The organism is Companilactobacillus sp. HBUAS59699 (assembly GCF_036913575.1).
Lineage (GTDB): Bacteria > Bacillota > Bacilli > Lactobacillales > Lactobacillaceae > Companilactobacillus.
In genome coordinates this window covers 75951-97443 of the sequence record NZ_JAYKTV010000002.1, presented here as the reverse complement: position 1 = coordinate 97443, position 21493 = coordinate 75951, and the positions used below count along the sequence as shown (strand labels likewise).

Annotated in this window: 23 protein-coding genes, 1 other RNA gene and 1 other annotated feature; of the genes, 19 read left to right on the top strand and 5 right to left on the bottom strand. The window is 37.7% G+C overall.

Translation table 11 applies throughout. From position 1 onward, the window contains the following. Positions 1-52 precede the first annotated feature (52 nt). On the top strand, positions 53-721 hold the full coding sequence (locus U8519_RS04065; RefSeq protein ID WP_334329055.1) for a 2,3-bisphosphoglycerate-dependent phosphoglycerate mutase: 669 nt from the start codon (positions 53-55) through the stop codon (positions 719-721). Between the two features lie 36 nt (positions 722-757). On the opposite strand, the gene U8519_RS04060 is transcribed toward U8519_RS04065, so the two are convergent. The 5 genes from U8519_RS04060 to U8519_RS04040 form a co-directional block, all read right to left on the bottom strand. After that, complete coding sequence (locus tag U8519_RS04060) at positions 758-2842, bottom strand: KUP/HAK/KT family potassium transporter (RefSeq protein ID WP_334329054.1); 2085 nt, start codon at positions 2840-2842, stop codon at positions 758-760. A gap of 132 nt (positions 2843-2974) precedes the next feature. Continuing rightward, positions 2975-5398: a Xaa-Pro dipeptidyl-peptidase gene (locus tag U8519_RS04055; protein WP_334329053.1), complete on the bottom strand. Its 2424-nt coding sequence runs from the start codon at positions 5396-5398 to the stop codon at positions 2975-2977. A 152-nt stretch (positions 5399-5550) separates the two neighbouring features. After that, positions 5551-6891, bottom strand: coding sequence for an aminopeptidase C (locus U8519_RS04050; protein ID WP_334329052.1), 1341 nt, complete (start codon positions 6889-6891; stop codon positions 5551-5553). Positions 6892-6918: 27 nt separating this feature from the next. Further along, positions 6919-7608 carry a ribose-5-phosphate isomerase RpiA gene (gene rpiA, locus U8519_RS04045; protein WP_334329051.1) on the bottom strand — a complete coding sequence of 230 codons (690 nt, stop codon included), beginning with the start codon at positions 7606-7608 and terminating at the stop codon, positions 6919-6921. Continuing rightward, complete coding sequence (locus U8519_RS04040; RefSeq protein WP_334329050.1) at positions 7609-7908, bottom strand: GNAT family N-acetyltransferase; 300 nt, start codon at positions 7906-7908, stop codon at positions 7609-7611. Between the two features lie 131 nt (positions 7909-8039). On the opposite strand from U8519_RS04040, the gene U8519_RS04035 reads away from it, so the two are divergent. From U8519_RS04035 to ffs, 18 genes are all read left to right on the top strand, one after another. Further along, positions 8040-8582 (top strand): dUTP diphosphatase, encoded by a 543-nt coding sequence (locus U8519_RS04035; RefSeq protein ID WP_334329049.1) that lies wholly within the window; start codon positions 8040-8042, stop codon positions 8580-8582. Between the two features lie 24 nt (positions 8583-8606). Further along, a complete protein-coding gene (gene radA / locus U8519_RS04030; RefSeq protein WP_334329048.1) occupies positions 8607-9977 on the top strand; it encodes a DNA repair protein RadA in 1371 nt (456 codons plus the stop codon). Positions 9978-9994: 17 nt separating this feature from the next. Beyond that, entirely contained in the window at positions 9995-11245 is a 1251-nt protein-coding gene (locus U8519_RS04025; protein ID WP_334329047.1) for a PIN/TRAM domain-containing protein, read from the top strand. Beyond that, entirely contained in the window at positions 11226-12722 is a 1497-nt protein-coding gene (gltX, locus tag U8519_RS04020) for a glutamate--tRNA ligase (protein WP_334329046.1), read from the top strand. Before U8519_RS04025 ends, gltX begins: the two co-directional genes overlap by 20 nt. 81 nt (positions 12723-12803) lie before the next feature. After that, complete coding sequence (gene cysS, locus U8519_RS04015; RefSeq protein WP_334329045.1) at positions 12804-14207, top strand: cysteine--tRNA ligase; 1404 nt, start codon at positions 12804-12806, stop codon at positions 14205-14207. Continuing rightward, on the top strand, positions 14200-14613 hold the full coding sequence (locus U8519_RS04010) for a Mini-ribonuclease 3 (protein WP_334329044.1): 414 nt from the start codon (positions 14200-14202) through the stop codon (positions 14611-14613). The genes cysS and U8519_RS04010 overlap by 8 nt, the downstream gene beginning before the upstream one ends. Next, positions 14594-15373, top strand: a complete 780-nt coding sequence (gene rlmB, locus U8519_RS04005; RefSeq protein ID WP_334329043.1) for a 23S rRNA (guanosine(2251)-2'-O)-methyltransferase RlmB — start codon at positions 14594-14596, stop codon at positions 15371-15373. The genes U8519_RS04010 and rlmB overlap by 20 nt, the downstream gene beginning before the upstream one ends. A gap of 191 nt (positions 15374-15564) precedes the next feature. Then, on the top strand, positions 15565-16119 hold the full coding sequence (locus U8519_RS04000; RefSeq protein ID WP_334329042.1) for a sigma-70 family RNA polymerase sigma factor: 555 nt from the start codon (positions 15565-15567) through the stop codon (positions 16117-16119). Between the two features lie 546 nt (positions 16120-16665). Next, on the top strand, positions 16666-16815 hold the full coding sequence (rpmG, locus tag U8519_RS03995) for a 50S ribosomal protein L33 (RefSeq protein WP_076613567.1): 150 nt from the start codon (positions 16666-16668) through the stop codon (positions 16813-16815). Between the two features lie 13 nt (positions 16816-16828). Next, positions 16829-17017 (top strand): preprotein translocase subunit SecE, encoded by a 189-nt coding sequence (secE, locus tag U8519_RS03990; protein ID WP_334329041.1) that lies wholly within the window; start codon positions 16829-16831, stop codon positions 17015-17017. 96 nt (positions 17018-17113) lie between these two features. Continuing rightward, complete coding sequence (gene nusG, locus U8519_RS03985) at positions 17114-17653, top strand: transcription termination/antitermination protein NusG (protein WP_334329040.1); 540 nt, start codon at positions 17114-17116, stop codon at positions 17651-17653. A 125-nt stretch (positions 17654-17778) separates the two neighbouring features. Next, positions 17779-18204: a 50S ribosomal protein L11 gene (gene rplK, locus U8519_RS03980; protein WP_125565663.1), complete on the top strand. Its 426-nt coding sequence runs from the start codon at positions 17779-17781 to the stop codon at positions 18202-18204. Between the two features lie 90 nt (positions 18205-18294). Beyond that, positions 18295-18975, top strand: a complete 681-nt coding sequence (gene rplA / locus U8519_RS03975; protein ID WP_334329039.1) for a 50S ribosomal protein L1 — start codon at positions 18295-18297, stop codon at positions 18973-18975. Positions 18976-19005: 30 nt separating this feature from the next. Beyond that, positions 19006-19123: a sequence feature (ribosomal protein L10 leader region), on the top strand. A 47-nt stretch (positions 19124-19170) separates the two neighbouring features. Further along, positions 19171-19677, top strand: coding sequence for a 50S ribosomal protein L10 (gene rplJ / locus U8519_RS03970; protein ID WP_334329038.1), 507 nt, complete (start codon positions 19171-19173; stop codon positions 19675-19677). 40 nt (positions 19678-19717) lie between these two features. Further along, positions 19718-20086: a 50S ribosomal protein L7/L12 gene (rplL, locus tag U8519_RS03965; RefSeq protein ID WP_334329037.1), complete on the top strand. Its 369-nt coding sequence runs from the start codon at positions 19718-19720 to the stop codon at positions 20084-20086. Positions 20087-20176: 90 nt separating this feature from the next. Further along, positions 20177-20779 (top strand): class I SAM-dependent methyltransferase, encoded by a 603-nt coding sequence (locus U8519_RS03960; RefSeq protein WP_334329036.1) that lies wholly within the window; start codon positions 20177-20179, stop codon positions 20777-20779. A gap of 4 nt (positions 20780-20783) precedes the next feature. Continuing rightward, positions 20784-21260, top strand: coding sequence for a nucleoside deaminase (locus tag U8519_RS03955; protein ID WP_334329035.1), 477 nt, complete (start codon positions 20784-20786; stop codon positions 21258-21260). 43 nt (positions 21261-21303) lie between these two features. Beyond that, positions 21304-21386: signal recognition particle sRNA small type (ffs, locus tag U8519_RS03950), an RNA gene on the top strand. Positions 21387-21493: the final 107 nt, after the last annotated feature.

Here is a 21493-nt window from a genome sequence, read left to right as displayed (position 1 = left end):
TTTGTGATAATATTAGTAGGGAATATTGCAAGAAAGTTGGTAATGTCGGAATATGGTAAAACTTATCATGGTAAGACATGGACAAAGCACAGCTAATGCGACTAACGATTACACTGGCTGGAACGATGTTGATTTAACAAAAAAGGGAATTGAACAAGCACATGAGGCTGCCGCACAGATTCAGAATATGGACATTCAATGTGTTCATACTTCGGTATTAAAGCGGGCGATTATGACTGCTTATATTATTCAAGATGATCTGGATATCAATTATGTTCCGATTATCAAATCTTGGAGATTAAATGAACGTCACTATGGTGCATTAAGAGGACAGAATAAGGATGAGACTAGGAAGGAATATGGGGTTGAACAAGTTAGATTGTGGCGTCGTAGTTACTATACAATGCCGCCTAAGTTGGCTAAGCCAGATCCTTCAGTAGGACCTTACAAGTATCTAGATCCACGAGTAATGCCGGTTTCAGAGAGCCTATTTCAGGCATACAAGCGTATCATACCTTATTACCTGGATACTATTGCTCCTCAATTGCTTGATGGCAAGAATCAATTGATCGTAGCACATGGCAGTACTATCAGAGCATTGATCAAGTACTTGGAAGATGTTAGTGATACCGATATTGATGGGGTTGAAGTTGCCAATGGAATCCCATTGGTCTATGAAATGGATTCAAAATTGAGAATCATCAAAACAAATCGCAAATAAAAAGAGCTGATTTCCAAACGGAAATCAGCTCTTTTGTTATTCGTCATCATCATCGTCAATTGGTTGATCAATTGGGATATCTTGTAATGCGGAACGATCTTTACGAACCAGACGAAGACGGTTCATAGAAACCTTACCTAGAACGAGAGGAACTCGTTCTTCCATAACATCACTGTATGACAGTCCGAACCAGTTAGCAGGTGAAATGAATTTTTGTAATGCTAAACGAGCATGAATGATGCTCTTCTTAATTCCACTGATCTTAGTGTCAGGCGAGAGAACTTCTTTGATAAGTACAAATGAGAAGTCACCAACTTGGCGATCGGGGATAGTTGTATATTTCTGAGGTTGTGGTTTGATCTCGCCGTTTGACATCATATCATTGACGACTTGTCGTAGATAGACGTTAACCTTTTGATCAACACGGAAACCTAAGTATAATTGAACGCTGACCATATAGTCGGTATCGAATGTTTCAACTGAATAAGCGGCAGTATATGGCTCATCAGTAACGTTTACAGTAACGAACCAATATACTTCAGCCCGTTTCGGTCGTTTATCCAGAATTGAATATAAGATATTTTTCTTGATACGATAACCGTCATGAACCTTTGTTAGATAGACCAAGTTAGTTGTATAGAGTGGGTAACTTGGATCTTTTCTCAAGTCATTCAATTGATGCTTAAATGCCAATAGCGATGCAAAATGACTTCTAAAGGTATTATCGTCCATCAGTCGGTCACCATATCTCCAGATGAACATAACGCTGATAAGAATAGCAGCGATAGCCATTGTGATGTAGGCACCGTGAATGAACTTGCTACTGTTTGTAACGAAGAAGATACTTTCGATTATGAAGAAGAAACTAATAATAACGGTCGTGAATAATCGGTTGACACGTTTCATTAATAGCCATTGATGGAGCAAGATAGTTGTCATCAACATTGTGATCGTGATTTCAAGACCATAAGCATTTGACATGTTTTCAGAAGTCTTGAAGAAGATAACGATGAATAGACAAACTACCCAGATAATCGAGTTAACAGTTGGAATATATAATTGTCCCTTAAAGTTTGTAGGATAATAAGTCTTCAAACGTGGGAAAATCCGTAATTTAGTTGCTTCAGATACTAACGTATATGAACCAGAGATCAAAGCTTGTGAGGCAATGATGGCGGCGAATGCTGACAATAAAATTCCGAATAATCTTAAGTTTGCCGGCATTGATTGATAGAACGGATTCATGGCTGAACCCATTTGTTGTAGAGCCGCATTGTCTTTGAGACGTAATAGCCATGTAGCTTGACCTAAATAACTCAGTAGTAGGCAAATTTTAACAAATGGCCAACTGGTATAAATATTAGGACGTCCAACGTGTCCCATATCTGAGTACAGTGCTTCAGCACCAGTCGTAGCTAGGAAGATACTACCGAGAATGAAGATACCACGGATATTCATTGGACTACGTAATAGTTCAAAAGCATAGTAAGGATTCAAAGCACGTATGATAGTCCAGTCAAAGGAAATGTTATAGATCCCCATTAGTCCAAGGAATGCGAACCAAACTAACATGATTGGGCCAAAGGCGCGACCGATCAATTGAGTACCGAATCTTTGAATGAAGAACAACGTCGAGAGGATGATCAAAGTAATGATAATAACTTGTGTCTGATTAGTGATCAGCACATTGTTATTGAACTTGATTCCCTTAAGACCTTCAATTGCCGCAGTAACAGTAACCGCAGGTGTCATCATACCATCGGCTAAGAAGGTCGCACCACCGATCATGGCTGGGATAAGCAGCCACTTGGCACGCTTTCTAACCAGTGTATACAAGGCAAAGATACCACCTTCACCACGGTTATCAGCACGCAAAGCAATTAAGACATACTTGATTGTTGTGACCAAAGTAAGTGTCCAAAATATTAAAGATACACTACCCAAAATAAAGTCAGTAGACATTTTATCAAGTCCACCGTTTCCCACCATCAATGAGTGCATAACGTACAGAGGTGATGTACCGATATCCCCATACACGATTCCTAAAGCAATTAAGAATCCCGCAAGACTCATTTTTGAATGGGGATTACTTTTTAGTGAATTTAATTGATTTTTTTCCATTATAAATAATCTCCAAATTAAACAGTTCAACGGCGATTATAACATTAGAAATGGCTGCATGGAACCTTTTAATTTTGGTCTAGTTGAGCAACCTTGATACTAATGTTAAAACCTCTTTTTGGTTTAAAATATTTAGTCTTTATGAATTGGAACTAAAATATTAGACTCGCCAGTTTGAATTGAGTATTCAATATCTTGATTACCACGGACAGTCATTCCAAAGTCTGTTGCATAGATGATCAAGCCCAATTTATGTCCCTTAGGAAGACGATAGAATGTAGGCTGTAATTCAACGGAAATTGGATAAAAAGTATTTGGCTCAAGGCTGCTTACTTTATACGCATTTTCTCGATTTTGCAAGTTTATGTGACCTTTAGTTATCATCTTGGAATTTGTCTCTTGTCCAAGGGTGAATTCACGGAGGTCATCTTCGCGCCAATCATAAGTTTCAGCTAATCCATTGTGAGCCAGTAAGGTAGGCGAAACTTTGAAACGCTTAGATTTACCATAGTCTATCAACTGGAAGCTCAACATACCAAGATTTTGATTAGAAGCAACTTTAAGATTGACGATTGTTTTGCCGTCAATAATAGTTTCTTCCATATTGTCGGTTGTAAATATCAGTCGATGGTCAGACATGTTATGAGATGACAGATCGGTTAAATCGATTTGCCATTCATCGTTATGATTCTTATAACGGTTAAATAAATCGGTACTTAGTTGATCCTTAAAGGACAACACTGAATAGGAAACATCATCGGTAACTAATTTATCACCAGATAAATCATATTTGATCTTTGCATCTTCATCGTTACTCCAGTCAGAATAACTATTCCAAGTTTCAGGAGTGACATTATCCTGGACTATCACATCAGGGATGATTTTTTCAGCTTGATTATCGATTCCGAGTAATTCATGAGTCAACCAGAGATTGATAATGTCTGTGTAATCAATGGAACGGAAAGCATTTATATAAATATGCTGACCTTGATGTAAGATTATTTTTTGCATAACACCGTTATGACGAATTCCATTCCATAGTCTTTCAACATTTCGTGGCTTAACGTTCCAGTCATTGAGGCCGTGAACCATTAAGACGTCAGCTTTGATGTTTTTAAAATCTTTGTGGTAATTACGAGCATCCCAGAATGTATTGTAATTTCCAGTTGTACGATCTTGATCATTAGTTATTTCTTTTAGTTTTTTATCCCATAACGGTTTGATTTTATGGAAGTCACCAGGTTGTAATCTGCGACTGAAGGTTTCTTCAGCCAAAACATCTGCATCCTCACCGGGGAAACCCCCTGGAGCAATGACTAGTCCGCCATCGCGGTAATAGTCATACCAGCTGGAAATAGCAGCTTCACTTATAACGGTCTTAAGACCTTCAACACCAGAGGTGGCAGCGGCAGTGGATAAGGTTCCGAGGTACGATCTGCCAGTCATAGCAATCGATTTGTTTGACCACCAAGCTTTGATGGAAATGTTGTCAGTCTTGTTAGTGAAGGCGGTACGATTACCAGCTAGCCATTCAATTATCGATACGGTAGAAGTTGTTTCTTCAGGATCTCCAGTTGTTCTTACTCCGTCTGAATCTTTAGTACCGATTCCAGCTGCGTAAACTACCGCAAATCCTCGAGCTAAGAAGTAGTCATTCAGCGTATAAGATTGTTCTCTAGCGAAAGTTTCTTCAGCTACTTCAACGTGGGCAGTGACAGTTCTTGGTTTAGGAAGTGTTACTTTAGGTTTCTTGTATTCAATATCTTCATATGATAGGTTGTTTGGTTGTTTGTGTTCTAAAGGAATATTGACATCGTGCATTAATTTATCGCCCGTTTCATCATTGGTACCTTGATTATAAGGGCTAGCAGTATACAGCACAGGCACTTTTAAGCCGTCTTCAGTTTCAGCAGGACGAAGGATCTCGGCTTTGAGCAAATCTAATTTGCCATCATTATCAGTGTCTTGTGGTGACTCAACGTAGACAACTTCACGAATTAACTTGTGAGGATCGAAGACGGGCATGGACTTACCATTGAAGAATAATGGTTCACCAATTTCACCATAGAATTGCACGAAGTAACCGTCAGATGCAAGTGAATCGATGTAAGTTTGTCCGTCCTTATTGTGGGTTGCTAGTAACCAATACCAAGCAGATTTTAATTCATCGATATCGAAGTAGTCAGTCTTATGATCGGCAATTTTTAATTGGATTTTTTTCATTGCTGCGAGTGGATCTTCGAATGAGAAGTCAACATCAGGATTGAACTTCAAAAGTTGTAAACCGATATTATAAAAGGCTTTAACTGATAATTTTTGATTATTTTGAAGATATTCAAGCGCATCCTGATCTGGTGTTGCTAGATAAGTTGATAATTTTTGCTCAAATGAGGCTTTTGACTTAGCTCTTAAGAAGCTAAGTTGTAATAGATCTGTGAATAGATCGATCGGACTATTCATCATTTCATTATTAGAGGTCAAAAAATGCAGATCTTGTAATTCTTGGATTTGAGTGTCAAAGTCAGTTGGACGAATGGCAAATTGATTATTTTTCATATGCACAACTCCTTTTTATTATAATTTTCATTATAGGGTATTGGGGATATTAAAAAAAGAGAGCATGACAGAACGCACATGATATTCTGAGTATAACTAAAAGAGACCTAGTATTTATTTTGAAAATACTAGGTCTCTTTATGTAGTAAATTTTAAGCTAAGGCACCCATTGGATCCCATGGAGCAAGAACCTTAGGTTCTTTAGATTCTGTTTCAAAGGTCTTTTTAAGGTCATCACTTAAGTATTTCTTGTTGATAACTAATTGGTAAACATATTCATCGAACCAAGAATCACTCATAACGAAGTAACCCTTTGTTCCGACTTTTTCACCCCAAGAATTTTCAACTTTCCACTTAGTTGGTTTGCCATTTTCGTCTAGATCAACACCAGTAAGTACCATGGCGTGTGTCATCATACTTTCAATGTAATCTAGTCTTTCGGCTTTGGTCATTGATAGATCAGTGTTGAATAAGCCAGCAACATCGTAAATGTTAGTGTCCATAATTCCAATCTTACGATCAGAACTTTGACCAACATCACTACCGAACCAAACGGCTTCACCATCTTGCAATTGCTTGATAGCTAGGCTCTTGAAGTCATTGATTTCAAGATTCAAATGACGTACTTGACGTCCGCCCAAGACATTACCAAGCATTTCAACAGTGTAGACGTGATTGTATGGTTTGTCAGCAGTTGGTGCGTTGATAGTTGAGATATAACTGTCTAAGTCCCAACCAACGTATTTCTTAAAGAATTCTTGTGGAGTAATACCAGTTTCCTTGTGATAATTCTTATCATCGTCACGGTAAGCCCAGTCAAATTTTGCAGGTGGTTCGCCGACTGTGTAAACCAAGATCTTGTAGATTTCACTTAGCATTTCATTCTTTACACGTTCAACGTCTTCTTCTGATTTGCCAGAGTTGACCATATCACGTAATGCAATAGCATTTTTACGTAATTTAGTATTAAGAACAGTATTTAATTCTGATGATTTAGTTCTGCTGTAAGTATCAGGCATGACACTCTTTGGAACGACACCGTACTTTTGCACAAGTGCCATGATCATGTCCCATTGGCCACCATCTTGTTGAGGAGTTGTCATCAAGAAGTCAACTTTACGATCACCAACAGGAAGGGCTGCAGTATTAATAACATTTTCGTAGAAGAAATTAGATTTTTCCAATTTGTCCCAGAATAGCATGTATCCTTCTGAAAGTTCGAAACCTTTGATCTTGAATTTAGCTTGGATCGGATGTCTCATAGTATTCAGGGCAGCGAAGACCCAGCATAATCCAGATTGCTTTTGATCAGAAACAGATCCAGTATCTAGTTCAACTGAAAAGGTAGGATCCATAGCGACTTTAGATGCAATAGTTTCACTTGATTGTAAGATACCGTTGTTAGCAACAGCATTTTTGATTGCGGATGAACCTGGAGTTTGTTCAAAGGCAGTTTGAAATTTTTCTAGTTCTTTTGAAGTAATTTCCTTCATAAAATCTCTCCCTTATTGATTATTTAATTAACGAACATCCTTGATAACTTTAGGACCGTCATCATAACCGACGATAACTGTGTTTACTAGATCTAAGAATAATCCATGTGCTACGATGCCAACTTGGTGATCTAACCAATCAGCTAATAGATGGGGATGATTGATTTCACCCATCTTTAAGTCGATGACATAGTTCTTGTTATGAGTTAATACTCGTTTACCATTGTCATCCAAACGGAACTCCGGATGCAACTCTTCTGCCTTGAGGTCAGCAAAAGTTTTTTCACAACCGAAAGGAATGACCTCGAGAGGTAGTGGGAAACTGCCTAATTTATCAGCCATCTTTGATTGATCAACGATCCAGATGTTCTTGTGTGAATTTGTAGCGACCATCTTCTCTAACAAGTGTGCGGCACCGCCACCTTTGATACCTTGAAAATTCTTGTCGATTTGATCGGCACCATCGATAGTTAGGTCGATGTGATCAACGTCGTTGAGGTCTTTCATAGGAATACCTAGATCTTCGGCTTGCTTTTGAGAACGTGAAGAAGTTGCAACACCAACGATATTTTTGATTTCACCAGCTTGGTATCTTTTACCAAGTTCCTCGATCATATAATAAACGGTGGATCCAGTACCCAGACCAACTACTGTGTTACTTTCAATGAAGTCAACGGACTTAATACCGACGGCTTTCTTTAATTCATCTTGATTCAACTAACGTTCCTCCTCTAAGAGTTTTTGGTAATTTTCGGTTAATAAATAACGTATCTCTGGCTTATTTTTAAATGCAAATTTAGCATAAGAACAGACAGGAACGATTTTTAAGTTATTAGTGTCCGCGTAGTCCAATACTTCGTTTAATAATTTGCCAGCAATACCTTGTCCACGATAATTTTCATTTACAAAAGTGTGGTCGATAGAAATAATACCCTCTTTAACGGGTGAGTATGTTATTTCACCAACCAGTTCATTTTCTTCAATAAAAAAACGACCGTCTTCTTGTTTTATTTCCATAAACTACCTTCTCTCTATTTATTTACCTTAATATTACCGTATTAGTAGAAGAAAGTCAGTCTAATCAATAGTTTTATATTGTTTTAAATGCTATTATTTTAAGTATCTAATGATAATGGGAGAGTTTCGATTTGACAAAAAAACGTGGCTTTGAAATTGTAAAAAAGTATCAAGATAAAGGCATCAACTTGCCGGTTCGTCAGACTAAAAACGCTGCTGGATATGACATTGAGAGTGCTGAGGATTTCGTCGTGCCATCAGTGTGGAAATTCGGCGTCTTGAATGTTATCAAATTTATTTTTGGTAAAGGTAAGATCGATGAATCGAAGACGGAAGAGATTCAAAAAAATATTAAACCCGTGTTAGTTCCAACTGGTGTTAAGGCTTATATGCAAGATGATGAAGTGTTGATCATTGCTAGCCGTTCCAGCAATCCCTTGAAGCGTGGTTTATCGATTCCTAACGGAATTGGTGTCGTCGATGCCGATTACTATAACAATGCGGGAAATGAAGGAGAACTGTTTATTCAGTTGATCAATTTCTTCCCGTTCGATTATACAGTTAAGAAGGGCGAACGCTTAGCCCAAGGAATCTTTATCAAATATTTAACTACTGATGAAGATGAAGGCGGTCTGAAGAAACGTCAAGGTGGATTTGGTTCATCTGGAATATAATGTACCTAGAAAGGAATTAATTTATTGGCTAAATCAAAATCTAAATTTGTTTGTCAGAACTGCGGTTATGTTTCACCTAAATATTTAGGACGTTGTCCTAACTGTGGTGCTTGGAATCAAATGGTTGAAGAAATAGAACATGCTGAATCGAGTAAGGCGACACCTAGTCGAAGAACTAGTGATCTAGTAACTAAGCCGGTTAAAATCAATGATGTTTCTTTTGAGAGGGAACCACGCGTTAAGACGGATCTGTCAGAATTGAACCGTGTCCTTGGTGGCGGCATTGTCCCGGGATCATTGATCCTGATTGGTGGGGATCCTGGTATTGGTAAATCAACACTTTTGACCCAAGTGGCGGGTCAATTGCAAAGTGTCGGTGGCAAGGTTCTCTATGTTTCTGGAGAAGAGAGTGCTTCGCAGATCAAAATGCGTGCCGACCGTCTAGGCGTTCATGGGGATGACTTATACATTTATCCTCAGACAGACATGAGCTATATTCGAGAAACTATCAATGATATGAATCCTGATTATTTGATCATCGATTCAATTCAGACAATGGATGAACCTGAGATTTCATCAGCTGTCGGCAGTATTTCACAAGTAAGAGAAGTTACGTCGGAATTGATGAATATTGCTAAGCAGCAAAATATTACTGTATTCGTTGTTGGACATGTTACCAAGGGTGGTGCAATTGCTGGTCCTAAAATACTGGAACATATGGTAGATACTGTTCTATACTTTGAAGGAGATACTCATCACAGTTATCGCATCTTACGTTCAGTTAAGAATCGTTTCGGATCGACTAATGAAATTGGTATCTTCGAAATGCAGACGAAGGGATTAGTTGAAGTAGCTAACCCGTCAGAGATATTCCTCGAAGAACGTTTGAAAGATGCTAATGGATCAGCGGTTGTAGTATCTATGGAAGGAACACGTCCGATTTTGGTTGAGATTCAATCATTAATTACACCGACTATTTTTGGAAATGCTAAGCGTACTGCTACGGGATTAGATCATAATCGAGTTTCAGTTATCATGGCAGTATTGGAGAAGCGTGGCAATCTAATGCTTCAAAATCAAGACGCTTATTTGAAGTCAACTGGTGGTGTAAAATTAGATGAACCAGCAATTGATCTAGCTTTAGCGATGGCGATTGCTTCGAGTTATAAAAATATTGGAATCCCTGCAACAGATTGTTTTGTTGGTGAAGTCGGATTAACTGGCGAAGTACGTCGAGTTAATCGTATTGATCAACGGGTCAATGAAGCTGAGAAACTTGGATTCCAACGAATCTTTGTCCCTAAGAATAACTTGGGTGATTGGACCAAGAATAATAAAATTCAAATTGTTGGTGTAAGTACTGTTCTGGAAGCAATGAACAAAATATTTAATTAGGAGGTATATACTTATATATGCGAAAATATATTGTTAATGCAGTATTTGCATTATTTGGTATAGCAGTAGGTATTACTGTTTTTCCAATTTTGTGGAATATTGCCGGATTGACAGATGTTCGTTTAATAAATAACGGCTATTTTGATGGACTTATTGGATTGATTATATTTTATTTCTTGTCGTTTTTGTTTGTTAAACCCATCTCGGATTTAAATACAAGGATTGAGAAATACCTTAATTCACGTTCACCAGGTTGGATCATCTTTGGTTCGTTATTCTTGATTGGTGGACTTATTTTAGCAAATATTATTTCAATTCCGTTTTACATGATGCACAATATGTTTGCTAACATTATCCCGGTTATTTTGATGATCATTTTTGGATTCTTAGGATTCCGCATGGGAACTAGTCGTCGAAACGATTGGAAGAGTTTTTCGTTATCCAAGCGTAAGAATAATGATACCAACGATGATAAGAAAGACATGGATTACGACGGAGAGATCATGCGTCGCTCATCCAAAAAAGATTTTTATCCATACAAGATCCTTGATACATCAGTAGTTATTGATGGCCGAATCCATCAATTAGCACAGACGGGATTCCTTGAAGGAAAAATCATGATCCCAGACTTTGTCGTTCATGAGTTACAACTTATTTCTGATTCCAGTGATAATCAGAAGCGTGAACGTGGTCGTCGTGGGTTGGACATCTTGAATGAGATGAAGATGGATACAACCATCAATATTGAGACAACTACTCGTGATTATGATAATATTCCTGAAGTTGATATGAAATTACTTAAATTAGCTAAAGAAATAGGTGGCGCTGTTCTAACGAATGACTATAATTTAAGTAAGGTAAGTGAATTTCAGAACGTTCAAGTACTTAATATCAATGAATTAGCCAAAGTTTTGAAACCGATGGTTTTGCCAGGCGAAACAATGACTGTTAAAGTAATTAAAGAGGGTACTGAGCGAGAACAAGGTGTTGCATACTTGGAAGACGGAACAATGGTCGTTGTCGAAGATGGTAAGTACTTCATCGACAAGTCAGTTGACGTCGTTGTAACAAGTGCATTGCAAACTGATGCTGGTAAAATGATTTTTGCTAAGCCTAAGCATTCAATGAATGGTATCCAGAGTAACACAGGTAACAATAGTAATAGGAAGAATAGTTCTAAAGAGAATTCAAATAATGCCAATAAGAATTCTAAGAACAATTCTAGAAATAAAAGGGGAGAACGTAGAAATGGCAAACAAGTCAGATAATAAAATTCGTGTGAGATATGCACCAAGTCCAACAGGACATTTACACATTGGTAATGCTAGAACAGCTATCTTCAATTACCTATTTGCAAGAAGTCACAAGGGAACTTTTGTGATCCGTATCGAGGATACAGATACAAAACGTAACGTTGAAGGTGGAGAACAAAGTCAACTAGAGAACCTTAAGTGGTTAGGTGTTGACTGGGATGAAGGTCCAGATGTCGGTGGAGATTACGGTCCATATCGTCAATCAGAAAGAAAAGACATCTATCAAAAATACATTCAAGAATTACTTGATAAAGGACTAGCTTACGAATCATATCTGACTGAAGAACAGCTAACAAAGATGCGTGAAGAACAAGAAGCTAACGGCGAAATGCCTCATTATGAGTATGAGTTTGCGGGAATGTCTGAAGAAGAAAAGGCAGCTAAGATCCAAGAAGCAAAAGATGCCGGATTGACTCCAGTTATCAGATTCCACGTACCAACAGGCAAAACATACGAGTGGGACGATATCGTTAAAGGCAAAGTTTCAATTGATTCAGACACGATCGGTGGAGACTGGGTTATTCAAAAACGTGATGGTATGCCAACATACAACTTCGCAGTTGTAATTGACGATCACTTGATGGAAATCAGTCATGTTCTTCGTGGTGATGACCATGTTGCCAATACTCCAAAACAATTAATGATTTATGAAGCACTTGGCTGGGAAGCACCTAAATTCGGCCACATGACACTTATCATCAATACTGAAACAGGTAAGAAGCTAAGTAAACGTGATGAATCCATCTTACAATTCATCGAACAATATCGTGCTTTGGGTTACTTACCAGAAGCTATGTTTAACTTCATTACATTACTAGGTTGGTCACCAGTTGGTGAAGAGGAATTATTCACTCGTAAACAATTCATCAAGATCTTTGATGAACATCGTTTGAGCAAGTCACCTGCTAAGTTCGACCAAAAGAAATTAGAATGGGTCAATAACCAATATGTTAAAGCCGCTAACGTTAGTGAGATCACTGACTTAGTACTTGAAAACTTGATCGAAGCAAAGCGTATTCCTGATAATCCAGATACAAATACAATTCAATGGGTAAGACATTTGACAGAGTTGTACATGCCACAAATGTCATATACACAACAAATCGTTGAACTATCAGATATCTTCTTCAATCAACCAGACGTATTGACTGATGACGAACAAGCTGAATTAGAAAACGATGATTCACGTACAGCTATCGAAGATCTACGCGGTAAGCTAGAAAAAATCGATCGTTTCACAGCTACACAAATCATGGCTGCTATTCAAGGCGTTCGTGCTGATACTGGTGTTAAAGGTAGAAAACTCTACATGCCAGCAAGAATCGCTGCAACACGTACAATGCATGGTCCAGCAATCGCTGAAGCTATTGAATTGATCGGTAAAGAAAAAGCTCTAGCTAATATTGATAAAACATTGAGACAAATGAAATAAAAATTACATATCTTAAAAGAGAGGTTGAAGGAAAACTTTTGTTTTGCCTCAATCTCTTTTTTCTTGTAGAAAGGAGAATCTATGCTAAAAATATTTAACACACTAACACGTGAAAAAGAAGAATTTAAACCAATAAATCCCGGTGAGGTTCACATGTATGTCTGTGGTCCGACTGTCTACAATTACATTCATATTGGTAATGCTCGTTCAATCGTGGCTTTTGACACCGTTCGCCGTTATTTAGAATATTTAGGTTACCAAGTTAAGTTTGTTTCTAACTTCACTGATGTTGATGACAAGATGATCAAAGAAGCTAATCGTGAGAATATCACTGTTCCCGAAGTTGCAGATCGATTCATCAAAGCCTTCTTTGAAGATATTGATAAATTAAATGTGCAACGTGCCACTGTTAATCCACGTGCAACTGATAACATTGAAGATATTATTAATTTTATTTCTGATTTGGTTGATAAGGATTACGCTTATGAATCAGATGGGGATGTCTTCTATCGTGCTCGTAAGTTCCGACACTATGGAGAATTGTCTGATCAAAATATCGATCAATTAGTTCAAGGTGCGAGTGAACACATTGGTGAAGCCGAGTTTGATAAGAAACAAGATCCAATTGATTTTGCTCTGTGGAAAAAAGCTAAACCAGGTGAAATTAAATGGGATTCACCTTGGGGAGAGGGACGCCCTGGCTGGCATATTGAATGTTCAGTAATGTCAACTAAGTATCTTGGCGATACTTTTGATATTCACGGTGGTGGGCAAGATTTGGAATTCCCTCATCACGAGAATGAAATTGCCCAAAGTGAAGCTAAGACGGGTAAAAAGTTCGTCAATTACTGGATGCACAATGGCTTTGTGACAGTTGAGAATAACGAAAAGATGAGTAAATCACTCGGTAATTTCGTAACAGTCCACGACCTAGTTAAATCTGTTGATCCACAAGTATTGAGATTCTTCTTATCCTCAACTCACTATCGCCGTCCATTGGAATACTCACAATCCAATTTACAAAAGGCAGCTGATAATTATGAGCGTATCAAGACAGCGTATAATAATTTAAGCTTTAGATTGGAAACTGCTGACGGTGCTGCTGATGACATCAAGTCAGCGGTCGATGATATTACCGATAAGTTCAAGGATGCTATGAATGATGATTTCAATGTCCAAAACGGTATTACTGAAATCTTTGAATTGGTAACTTTAGCTAATAATTACAGTGCACAAGACAGTGTCAACGCTGAAAGTGCTAAGTATATTTTGACAGAGCTAGCTAACTTATCAGGAATTTTGGGAATTCAATTTGGTGAAAAAGAAGACTTGTCTGAAGAAATTCAAGCAATGGTTGAAAAACGTGATCAAGCTCGTGCAGACAAGGATTTTGCAACTAGTGATGAATTACGTGATAAATTAAAGGAAATGGGAGTAATCTTGGAAGATACTCCTCAAGGAACACGGTGGCATATAGATGGTTAAGATCGAACAATTAAATGGTGTAACTTTGGCCTACTTAGGGGATGCGGTATATGAAGTATTCATTCGTGAACACTTGCTGGATCTCGATATTACCAAAGTAAACCAATTGCAAAATAAAGCGACACATTATGTTTCAGCTAAAGCGCAGGCAGCACTGATCACATTGATGATAGATGAAAATGTCTTGTCTGATGATGAGATACGCATCTATAAAAATGGTCGTAATGCTAAAAAATACACTAAGGCAAAGAATACCAGTGTTGTCACTTATCATATGTCCACAGGTTTTGAAGCACTATTTGGTTATTTGGATGTCAGTGGACAAAAGGACCGTGTAGCCGAACTTGCACAATGGTGTATCGACAAAGTAGAATCGGGGGAAACTGATGCAGAAGAATTCAAATAATAATCGTGATAATAATGAAGAAGTTGAATTAGTATTTGGTCATCATTCAGTAGTTGAACTATTGAAATCACCAACAGCTGGTCAACGTGTTAATAAGGTTTTGGTCCAAAAAGGGCTGAAGAGTGAACATATTGGGGAAGTTATTGAACTAGCTAAGCGCAGTAAGTTGATCGTTCAAGAAGTTCCTAAGAATAAGTTGGATGACATCAGTAATGGTGGTAATCACCAAGGGATGGCTGCTTATATCGCTCCGTATCAATATGCGGAATTGGACGATATTTTTAAACTAGCTAAGAAACGTAATGAGGATCCTTTTATTCTGATCTTAGATAGAATTGAAGATCCACATAACTTAGGCTCTATCTTGAGAACAGCTGATGCTGTCGGCGTACACGGTATTATCGTACCTAAGCATCGTTCAACTGGCTTGACCTCGGTTGTCGCTAAAACTTCAACAGGTGCCATAGAGCACGTTCCAGTTGTACGTGTTACTAATTTGGTCAATACGATCAATGATCTTAAAAAAGAAAATGTCTGGGTCTTTGGTACAGCCATGGAAGGTGACAATTATCGGACATGGAATGCTAAAGGTGCTATTGCTCTAGTAATTGGTAACGAAGGTAAGGGAGTTTCGCCACTAGTTCTCAAACAAGTGGATCAAACTTTGAGTATACCAATGGTAGGACACGTTCAAAGCTTGAACGCCAGTGTTGCCACTGGTGTGTTGTTGTATCAAGCTTTTGCTTCTAGACATTCTTAAAAATAGAAAAGGATTTCATCTATTGATAACTGATGAAATCCTTTTTTTATATAATAATGTTTTCATAGATAATGATTCAAAATAACCAACGAAGTTTTTGTAAACAAATGTTCTCTTAAAACGGCATAGGATACATGATAACTTTAAATATGGAAAACCATTCAAAAATATTATGAATGGGAGAAGAGTGCATGAATAATGTGGAACTTGCACTTATTAATTTAGTAAAGGAGGATGCTAATTCACTTGCATTGGAATCATTGGTCGAACGATATCGACCGATGATAGACAACTTGTATTTCCAGTATAAGATAGGTCTATATGACAAGAATGACTGGTACCAAGAAGCACTGATCGTTTGTTACGCCACTTGTCAAATTTTTGACGGGACAAGTGGTTCAAAGTTCGGCAGCTTCTACAAATTAAAATTTAAAAATCATATTATTGATATCGTTCGAAGAGAGAATACAGTTAAAAGACAGGCCAACCAATTAGCGTGTTCCTATGAGCAAATTATTACTGACGAAAATCCGACTGAATTCGTCAAAAATCATGCTCATTTACTAGATACTTCAAGCCATTTGCAGCAAGCAGTTCAGGAATTGAGCAAGTTAGAATTGATTGCATTACAGTTTTTGTTGGGTGAAATAAAAATTCATATTGCTTGTGAAATGGCAATGTGTGATGTGCGCCAAATTCATAGAGCTGCTAGTAGATGTAAAGACAAATTTACAAAGTATTTATAAAATCGATGATTATTTATTTTTTTGAAGGCAAGTAATCGTAAAAGAAATAATTTACAGGTATAGAAAATAATATTAAAATCAGAGATAACATTATTCCCTTTAAGGATATTCTATTACCTGTTTTTTGCGAGAATAGCATATTACTAGCGAGAAAGAACATTATTATTTGTGATATAAAAAAATATAAATGATTTTTGAAAAAATTAATTTTTGGCATATTGGATCCCCCACGTTTGTTTCGTATTTAATATATAAACTATTATATATAATTCCATTGTATGTCGCTGTGAAAGAACACACAATCTGTGGAAACAAAATAAAAATAACGGAGGGAATTAAGTTTTCATTTGAAACAGAATACCATATCTATTTTTTATGATATATATGTTTATATAGTGGGATAATTACATGAATTACTAGATGTATGGTCATATAAAGGTATGCATAATTGAACACATGTAATTTGTCATCTGTTTGTCATGGACTTTTCTTGCTTTAGATTCTATAATGTATAAGTTAAAGACTGCATAGAATGTGGAGAGACTCATGGGATTAAGAAAAGTAGCATTAGCTTGCAGCGTTTGTGGATCTAGAAATTACACTATTTCTGAGAATCCAAACCGCACAGAAAGACTTGAAGTTAAAAAATTTTGTAAGCATTGTGGCAAGCACACATTGCACAAAGAAACACGCTAATCTGGAGGACTAAATGAAATTATTTAAATTTTTTGGTAGTGTAAAAAAAGAAATGAAATTGGTTGTTTGGCCTACTGCAAAAGAGAACAGACGTGATACATGGACTGTTATTGCTACATCTTTGATGTATGCTATTTTCTTTGCTGTTATTGATTGGGGATTAGTAACTTTACTACAACAATTCGTAATGGGAAGCAAATAAGATTGTAAGTATACGAATAATTTGATATTATTTTAATAACGAAAGAAAACTTCGACCTTGTTCGAGGTTTTTTTATTTTGATTTTTGGAGGAAATTATGGCTGAAGCTGGCGACAAACAATGGTATGTCTTACATACCTACTCAGGATACGAAAATAAAGTTAAGGAAAACTTGGAATCACGTGCCTCATCAATGGGTATGGAAGACTATATTTTCCGTGCAGTAGTACCTGAAGAAGAAGAAACAGAAACAAAAAATGGTAAACAAAAAACAGAAATGAAGAAGACTTTCCCAGGATATGTTCTAGTTGAAATGGTTATGAGTGATGAATCATGGTTCGTTGTTCGTAATACACCTGGTGTTACAGGTTTTGTTGGAAGTCACGGTTCAGGAAGTAAGCCGGCACCATTATTACCAGAAGAAATTGATCACATTCTTGATGACCTTGGTATCAGCGTTAAAGCTGGTAACGACTTTGAAATTGGCGAGAACGTTACGATCGTTAACGGACCATTCGCTAATATGACCGGTAAGGTTACAGAAATTGACGACGATCATGACAAGGTCAAGGTTGACGTTGACATGTTTGGACGTATGACAAGTGCTGAAGTTGACTTCAGTGATGTTCAAAAATAACAAATTATATTGATAAAGGATTAGATCCGTGCTACTATAATACGGTATGTTTTTTGAACGTACATGTGGGAGAGAAAATTTAGATTCTCAATATGACCACATCACGGACTAAGGAGGTATGCACCGTGGCTAAAAAAGTTGCTAACGTAGTAAAATTACAAATTCCTGCTGGTCAGGCTACTCCAGCTCCACCAGTTGGTCCAGCTTTAGGACAAGCTGGTATTAACATCGTTGCATTTACAAAGGACTTTAATGCACGTACAGCAGATCAACAAGGAATGATCATTCCTGTTGTTATCTCTGTATATGAAGATCGTTCATTCGACTTCGTTACTAAGACACCACCAGCAGCAGTTCTTTTGAAGAAGGCTGCTGGTGTTGAAAAGGGCTCTGGCGAACCTAACAAGAACAAGGTTGCCACTGTCACAAACGACCAAGTTCGCGAAATTGCTGAAACCAAGATGAAAGACCTAAACGCTGCCAGTGTTGAATCTGCAATGCGTATGGTTGCTGGTACTGCAAGAAGTATGGGCTTTACAGTAGAAGACTAGACAATAAGCAGTTTACAGGAATACGAAAGTATTCTTAACAAGTGGGAGGGGAAAATCCCCAATAGACCACAAAGCAAGGAGGAACTTAGCATGGCTAAGCATGGAAAAAAATATATTGAAGCTATGAAGCAAGTGGATAAGGATAAGACTTACACTGCTACAGAAGCTGCTGACTTACTTAAGAAAGTAAATTACGCAAAATTTGACGCAACTGTTGAAGTTGCTATTAACTTGGATGTAGATCCAAAACAAGCTGACCAACAAATTCGTGGTGCCCTTGTTCTACCTAACGGAACAGGTAAATCACAAAAAGTTATCGTCTTCGCTGAAGGTGAACAAGCTAAGGCTGCTGAAGCTGCCGGTGCTGACATCGTTGGTTCTGATGATCTTGTTGAAAAGATCCAAGACGGTTGGTTGGACTTTGATGTTGCCGTTGCAACACCACCAATGATGGCTAAAGTTGGACGTTTAGGTCGTGTACTTGGACCTAAAGGTTTGATGCCTAACCCTAAGACAGGTACTGTAACAATGGATGTTACAAAGGCTGTTAATGATATTAAGGCTGGACAAGTTACTTACCGTGTAGATCCTAATGGTTTGATCCACGCACCTATCGGTAAGTTGTCATTCGATACTGACAAGATTGCTGCTAACTTTAACGCATTCTATGACGCTATCGCAAAGGCACGTCCTGCATCATTGAAGGGTAACTACATTGTTAGTGTTAATATGACATCAACATTTGGCCCTGGTCTAAAAATCAACGCCTAGTGTTGACTTATAACCAAAATAATGATAATGTACAATAGTTGATTTCTACCGAAGACTCAGGTGATGAAGATCTTAATATCCTGCCGAGGCCAGAAGATTGTTAATTAATCTCTGTGTCCTTCGGGCGCAGAGATTTTATTTTTAGCCGAAATTTGTAGAATTAACTAAAATAAATTGTGGAGGTGAAACGTAATAATGAAGCAAGAAAAACTAGCACAAAAAGAAGCACTCGTTAAAGAAGTTGCTGCTAACCTTAAAGGCGCTAAGTCAGTTATCGTTGTTGACTACTTAGGTCTTACAGTTGAACAAGCTACTAACATGCGTGCTGAATTACGTGAGCAAGGTGCTACTATGAAGGTTATCAAGAACACTGTCTTAAGACGTGCTGCTGAAGAAGCCGGACTAGAAGGTCTTGAAGAATTCTTTGTTGGCCCAACAGCCATCGCTTATTCTGAAGAAGATCCAGTTGCACCTGCTAAGGTTGCTGCTAAGTATGCCAAAGATGTTGAATCCGTTGAAATCAAGGGTGGAATCATCGAAGGTAAAGCTGCATCTCTAGAAGAAATTCAAGCACTTGCAACACTACCAAACAGAGACGGTTTACTATCTATGTTGGTATCTGTATTACAAGCTCCAGTTCGCGACTTCGCATTGGCTGTTAAAGCTGTTGCTGAAAAGAAAGACGACGAACCAGCTGCTTAATTTTTAAATAAAAAACAAACATAATTTGGAGGACATTAAAATGGCTTTAGATACACAAAAGATTATCGATGATTTAAAAGATGCTTCAATTCTAGAACTTAACGACCTTGTTAAGGCTATCGAAGAAGAATTTGACGTTACAGCTGCTGCTCCAGTTGCTGCAGGTGCTGCTGCTGGTGGCGACGCTGCTGCTGAAAAGGACTCATTTGACATTGAACTTACAGAAGCAGGTCAAGAAAAGGTTAAGGTTATCAAGGAAGTTCGTGGTATCACAGGACTTGGCTTGAAGGACTCAAAGGACCTTGTTGATGGTGCTCCTAAGGTTATCAAGGAAGGCGTTGCTAAGGCTGACGCTGACGACATGAAGTCAAAACTAGAAGCTGTTGGTGCAACAGTTACATTGAAGTAATAACCTTTTATAAGTTTATTATGATAAAATTAATCCTCGTAAGAGGATTTTTTTTTACCCTCATTTTTGCTTTTTAGAAAGGAAACAAATATGGCCAACCAATATTTTGAGAATTCAGATAATCTAGAACACGAGATCAAAGAGTTCAATTTTACTTTGAGAAATAATAATCTAACTTTTACTTCAGATGCAGGCGTATTCTCACGTCAAACGGTGGACTTTGGTTCGCGTGTTTTGATAGATGCAATTAATTTTGATGAAGTTCCAAGTGGTAATATTTTGGACGTTGGCTGTGGCTACGGTCCAATTGGACTATCTCTTGCCAAAGAACAAACATCACGAACAGTCGATATGACTGATGTTAATTTACGAGCTATGGATTTAGCCAAGAAGAATGCTGAAACTAACCGAATCAATAACGTTAATATTTTCGAATCCAATGTGTACGAAAAGATAGACAACAAATATGCTTTAGTAGTTTCAAATCCACCGATCCGAGCGGGTAAGAATGTTGTATCAGGTATTATCAGTGGCGCTAAGGAACACTTAGTCGAAAATGGAGAACTTTGGGTCGTTATTAAAAAGAAACAAGGTGCTCCTTCAGCTAAGAAATTAATGGATGCAACATATGGTAATGTTGAAATCGTTACTCGTGAAAAAGGATATTATATTTTAAGAAGTAAGCTGGTTTAGTTAGATGATTTTTTCAGAAGAACAAATTAATCATTATATGGATCAAGCGATTGATGAAGCTTTGAAGGCTCAAGAACGTGCTGAAGTTCCTATTGGTTGTGTAATTGTTGACAATCAAACTGGCAAAATAATCGGTCGTGGATCGAATGAACGTGAAGAAACCCAAGATGCCATTAAGCATGCGGAGATCATTGCGATTGAGGAGGCGTGTGCTTCAATTGGAAGCTGGCGCTTGGAACATACGAGTTTGTTTGTAACGCTTGAACCTTGTCCAATGTGTGCAGGGGCAATTATTAACAGTCGCATCGAAGAGGTTATTTTTGGTGCCAGTGATCCCAAAGCTGGTTCAGCTGGATCGATCGTTAATTTACTGACTGATACTCGATACAATCATCAGCCGGATGTCTTGGCTAATGTCAAGGAACAAGAGACCGGCGACTTGTTGCGGAATTTCTTTAGAGAAATCCGCCGTAAAAAGTAGCATTAATTATTGATTTATAGTATTATAGTTAGTGCCGAAAGGCCTTAGGGCAATGGTGCTCTTGTGAATCGTGTCAGGTTCGGAAGAAAGCAGCACTAAGTGAGTTGTGCCATGTGCCTTTTGTTATGTATATTAGCCTCCTAATCTTAATTGATTAGGAGTTTTTTTATTTTTAGATGTGTAATCAATTTCGTAAGTCTGTGTGATATTTTGTGGTAAAATTTAAGTAATGT

Coding starts and splice junctions, on each gene's coding strand:
- gltX (WP_334329046.1), top strand. CDS start 11,226: ATGGCAAACAAGTCAGATAATAAAATTCGTGTGAGATATGCACCAAGT.
- rplL (WP_334329037.1), top strand. CDS start 19,718: ATGGCTTTAGATACACAAAAGATTATCGATGATTTAAAAGATGCTTCA.
- U8519_RS04055 (WP_334329053.1), bottom strand. CDS start 5,398: ATGAAAAATAATCAATTTGCCATTCGTCCAACTGACTTTGACACTCAA.
- U8519_RS04040 (WP_334329050.1), bottom strand. CDS start 7,908: ATGGAAATAAAACAAGAAGACGGTCGTTTTTTTATTGAAGAAAATGAA.
- rlmB (WP_334329043.1), top strand. CDS start 14,594: ATGCAGAAGAATTCAAATAATAATCGTGATAATAATGAAGAAGTTGAA.
- U8519_RS04050 (WP_334329052.1), bottom strand. CDS start 6,891: ATGAAGGAAATTACTTCAAAAGAACTAGAAAAATTTCAAACTGCCTTT.
- U8519_RS04000 (WP_334329042.1), top strand. CDS start 15,565: ATGAATAATGTGGAACTTGCACTTATTAATTTAGTAAAGGAGGATGCT.
- rplA (WP_334329039.1), top strand. CDS start 18,295: ATGGCTAAGCATGGAAAAAAATATATTGAAGCTATGAAGCAAGTGGAT.
- U8519_RS04060 (WP_334329054.1), bottom strand. CDS start 2,842: ATGGAAAAAAATCAATTAAATTCACTAAAAAGTAATCCCCATTCAAAA.
- cysS (WP_334329045.1), top strand. CDS start 12,804: ATGCTAAAAATATTTAACACACTAACACGTGAAAAAGAAGAATTTAAA.
- rplJ (WP_334329038.1), top strand. CDS start 19,171: ATGAAGCAAGAAAAACTAGCACAAAAAGAAGCACTCGTTAAAGAAGTT.
- nusG (WP_334329040.1), top strand. CDS start 17,114: ATGGCTGAAGCTGGCGACAAACAATGGTATGTCTTACATACCTACTCA.
- rpmG (WP_076613567.1), top strand. CDS start 16,666: ATGGGATTAAGAAAAGTAGCATTAGCTTGCAGCGTTTGTGGATCTAGA.
- U8519_RS04010 (WP_334329044.1), top strand. CDS start 14,200: ATGGTTAAGATCGAACAATTAAATGGTGTAACTTTGGCCTACTTAGGG.
- U8519_RS03960 (WP_334329036.1), top strand. CDS start 20,177: ATGGCCAACCAATATTTTGAGAATTCAGATAATCTAGAACACGAGATC.
- U8519_RS03955 (WP_334329035.1), top strand. CDS start 20,784: ATGATTTTTTCAGAAGAACAAATTAATCATTATATGGATCAAGCGATT.
- U8519_RS04025 (WP_334329047.1), top strand. CDS start 9,995: ATGCGAAAATATATTGTTAATGCAGTATTTGCATTATTTGGTATAGCA.
- secE (WP_334329041.1), top strand. CDS start 16,829: ATGAAATTATTTAAATTTTTTGGTAGTGTAAAAAAAGAAATGAAATTG.
- U8519_RS04065 (WP_334329055.1), top strand. CDS start 53: ATGGTAAAACTTATCATGGTAAGACATGGACAAAGCACAGCTAATGCG.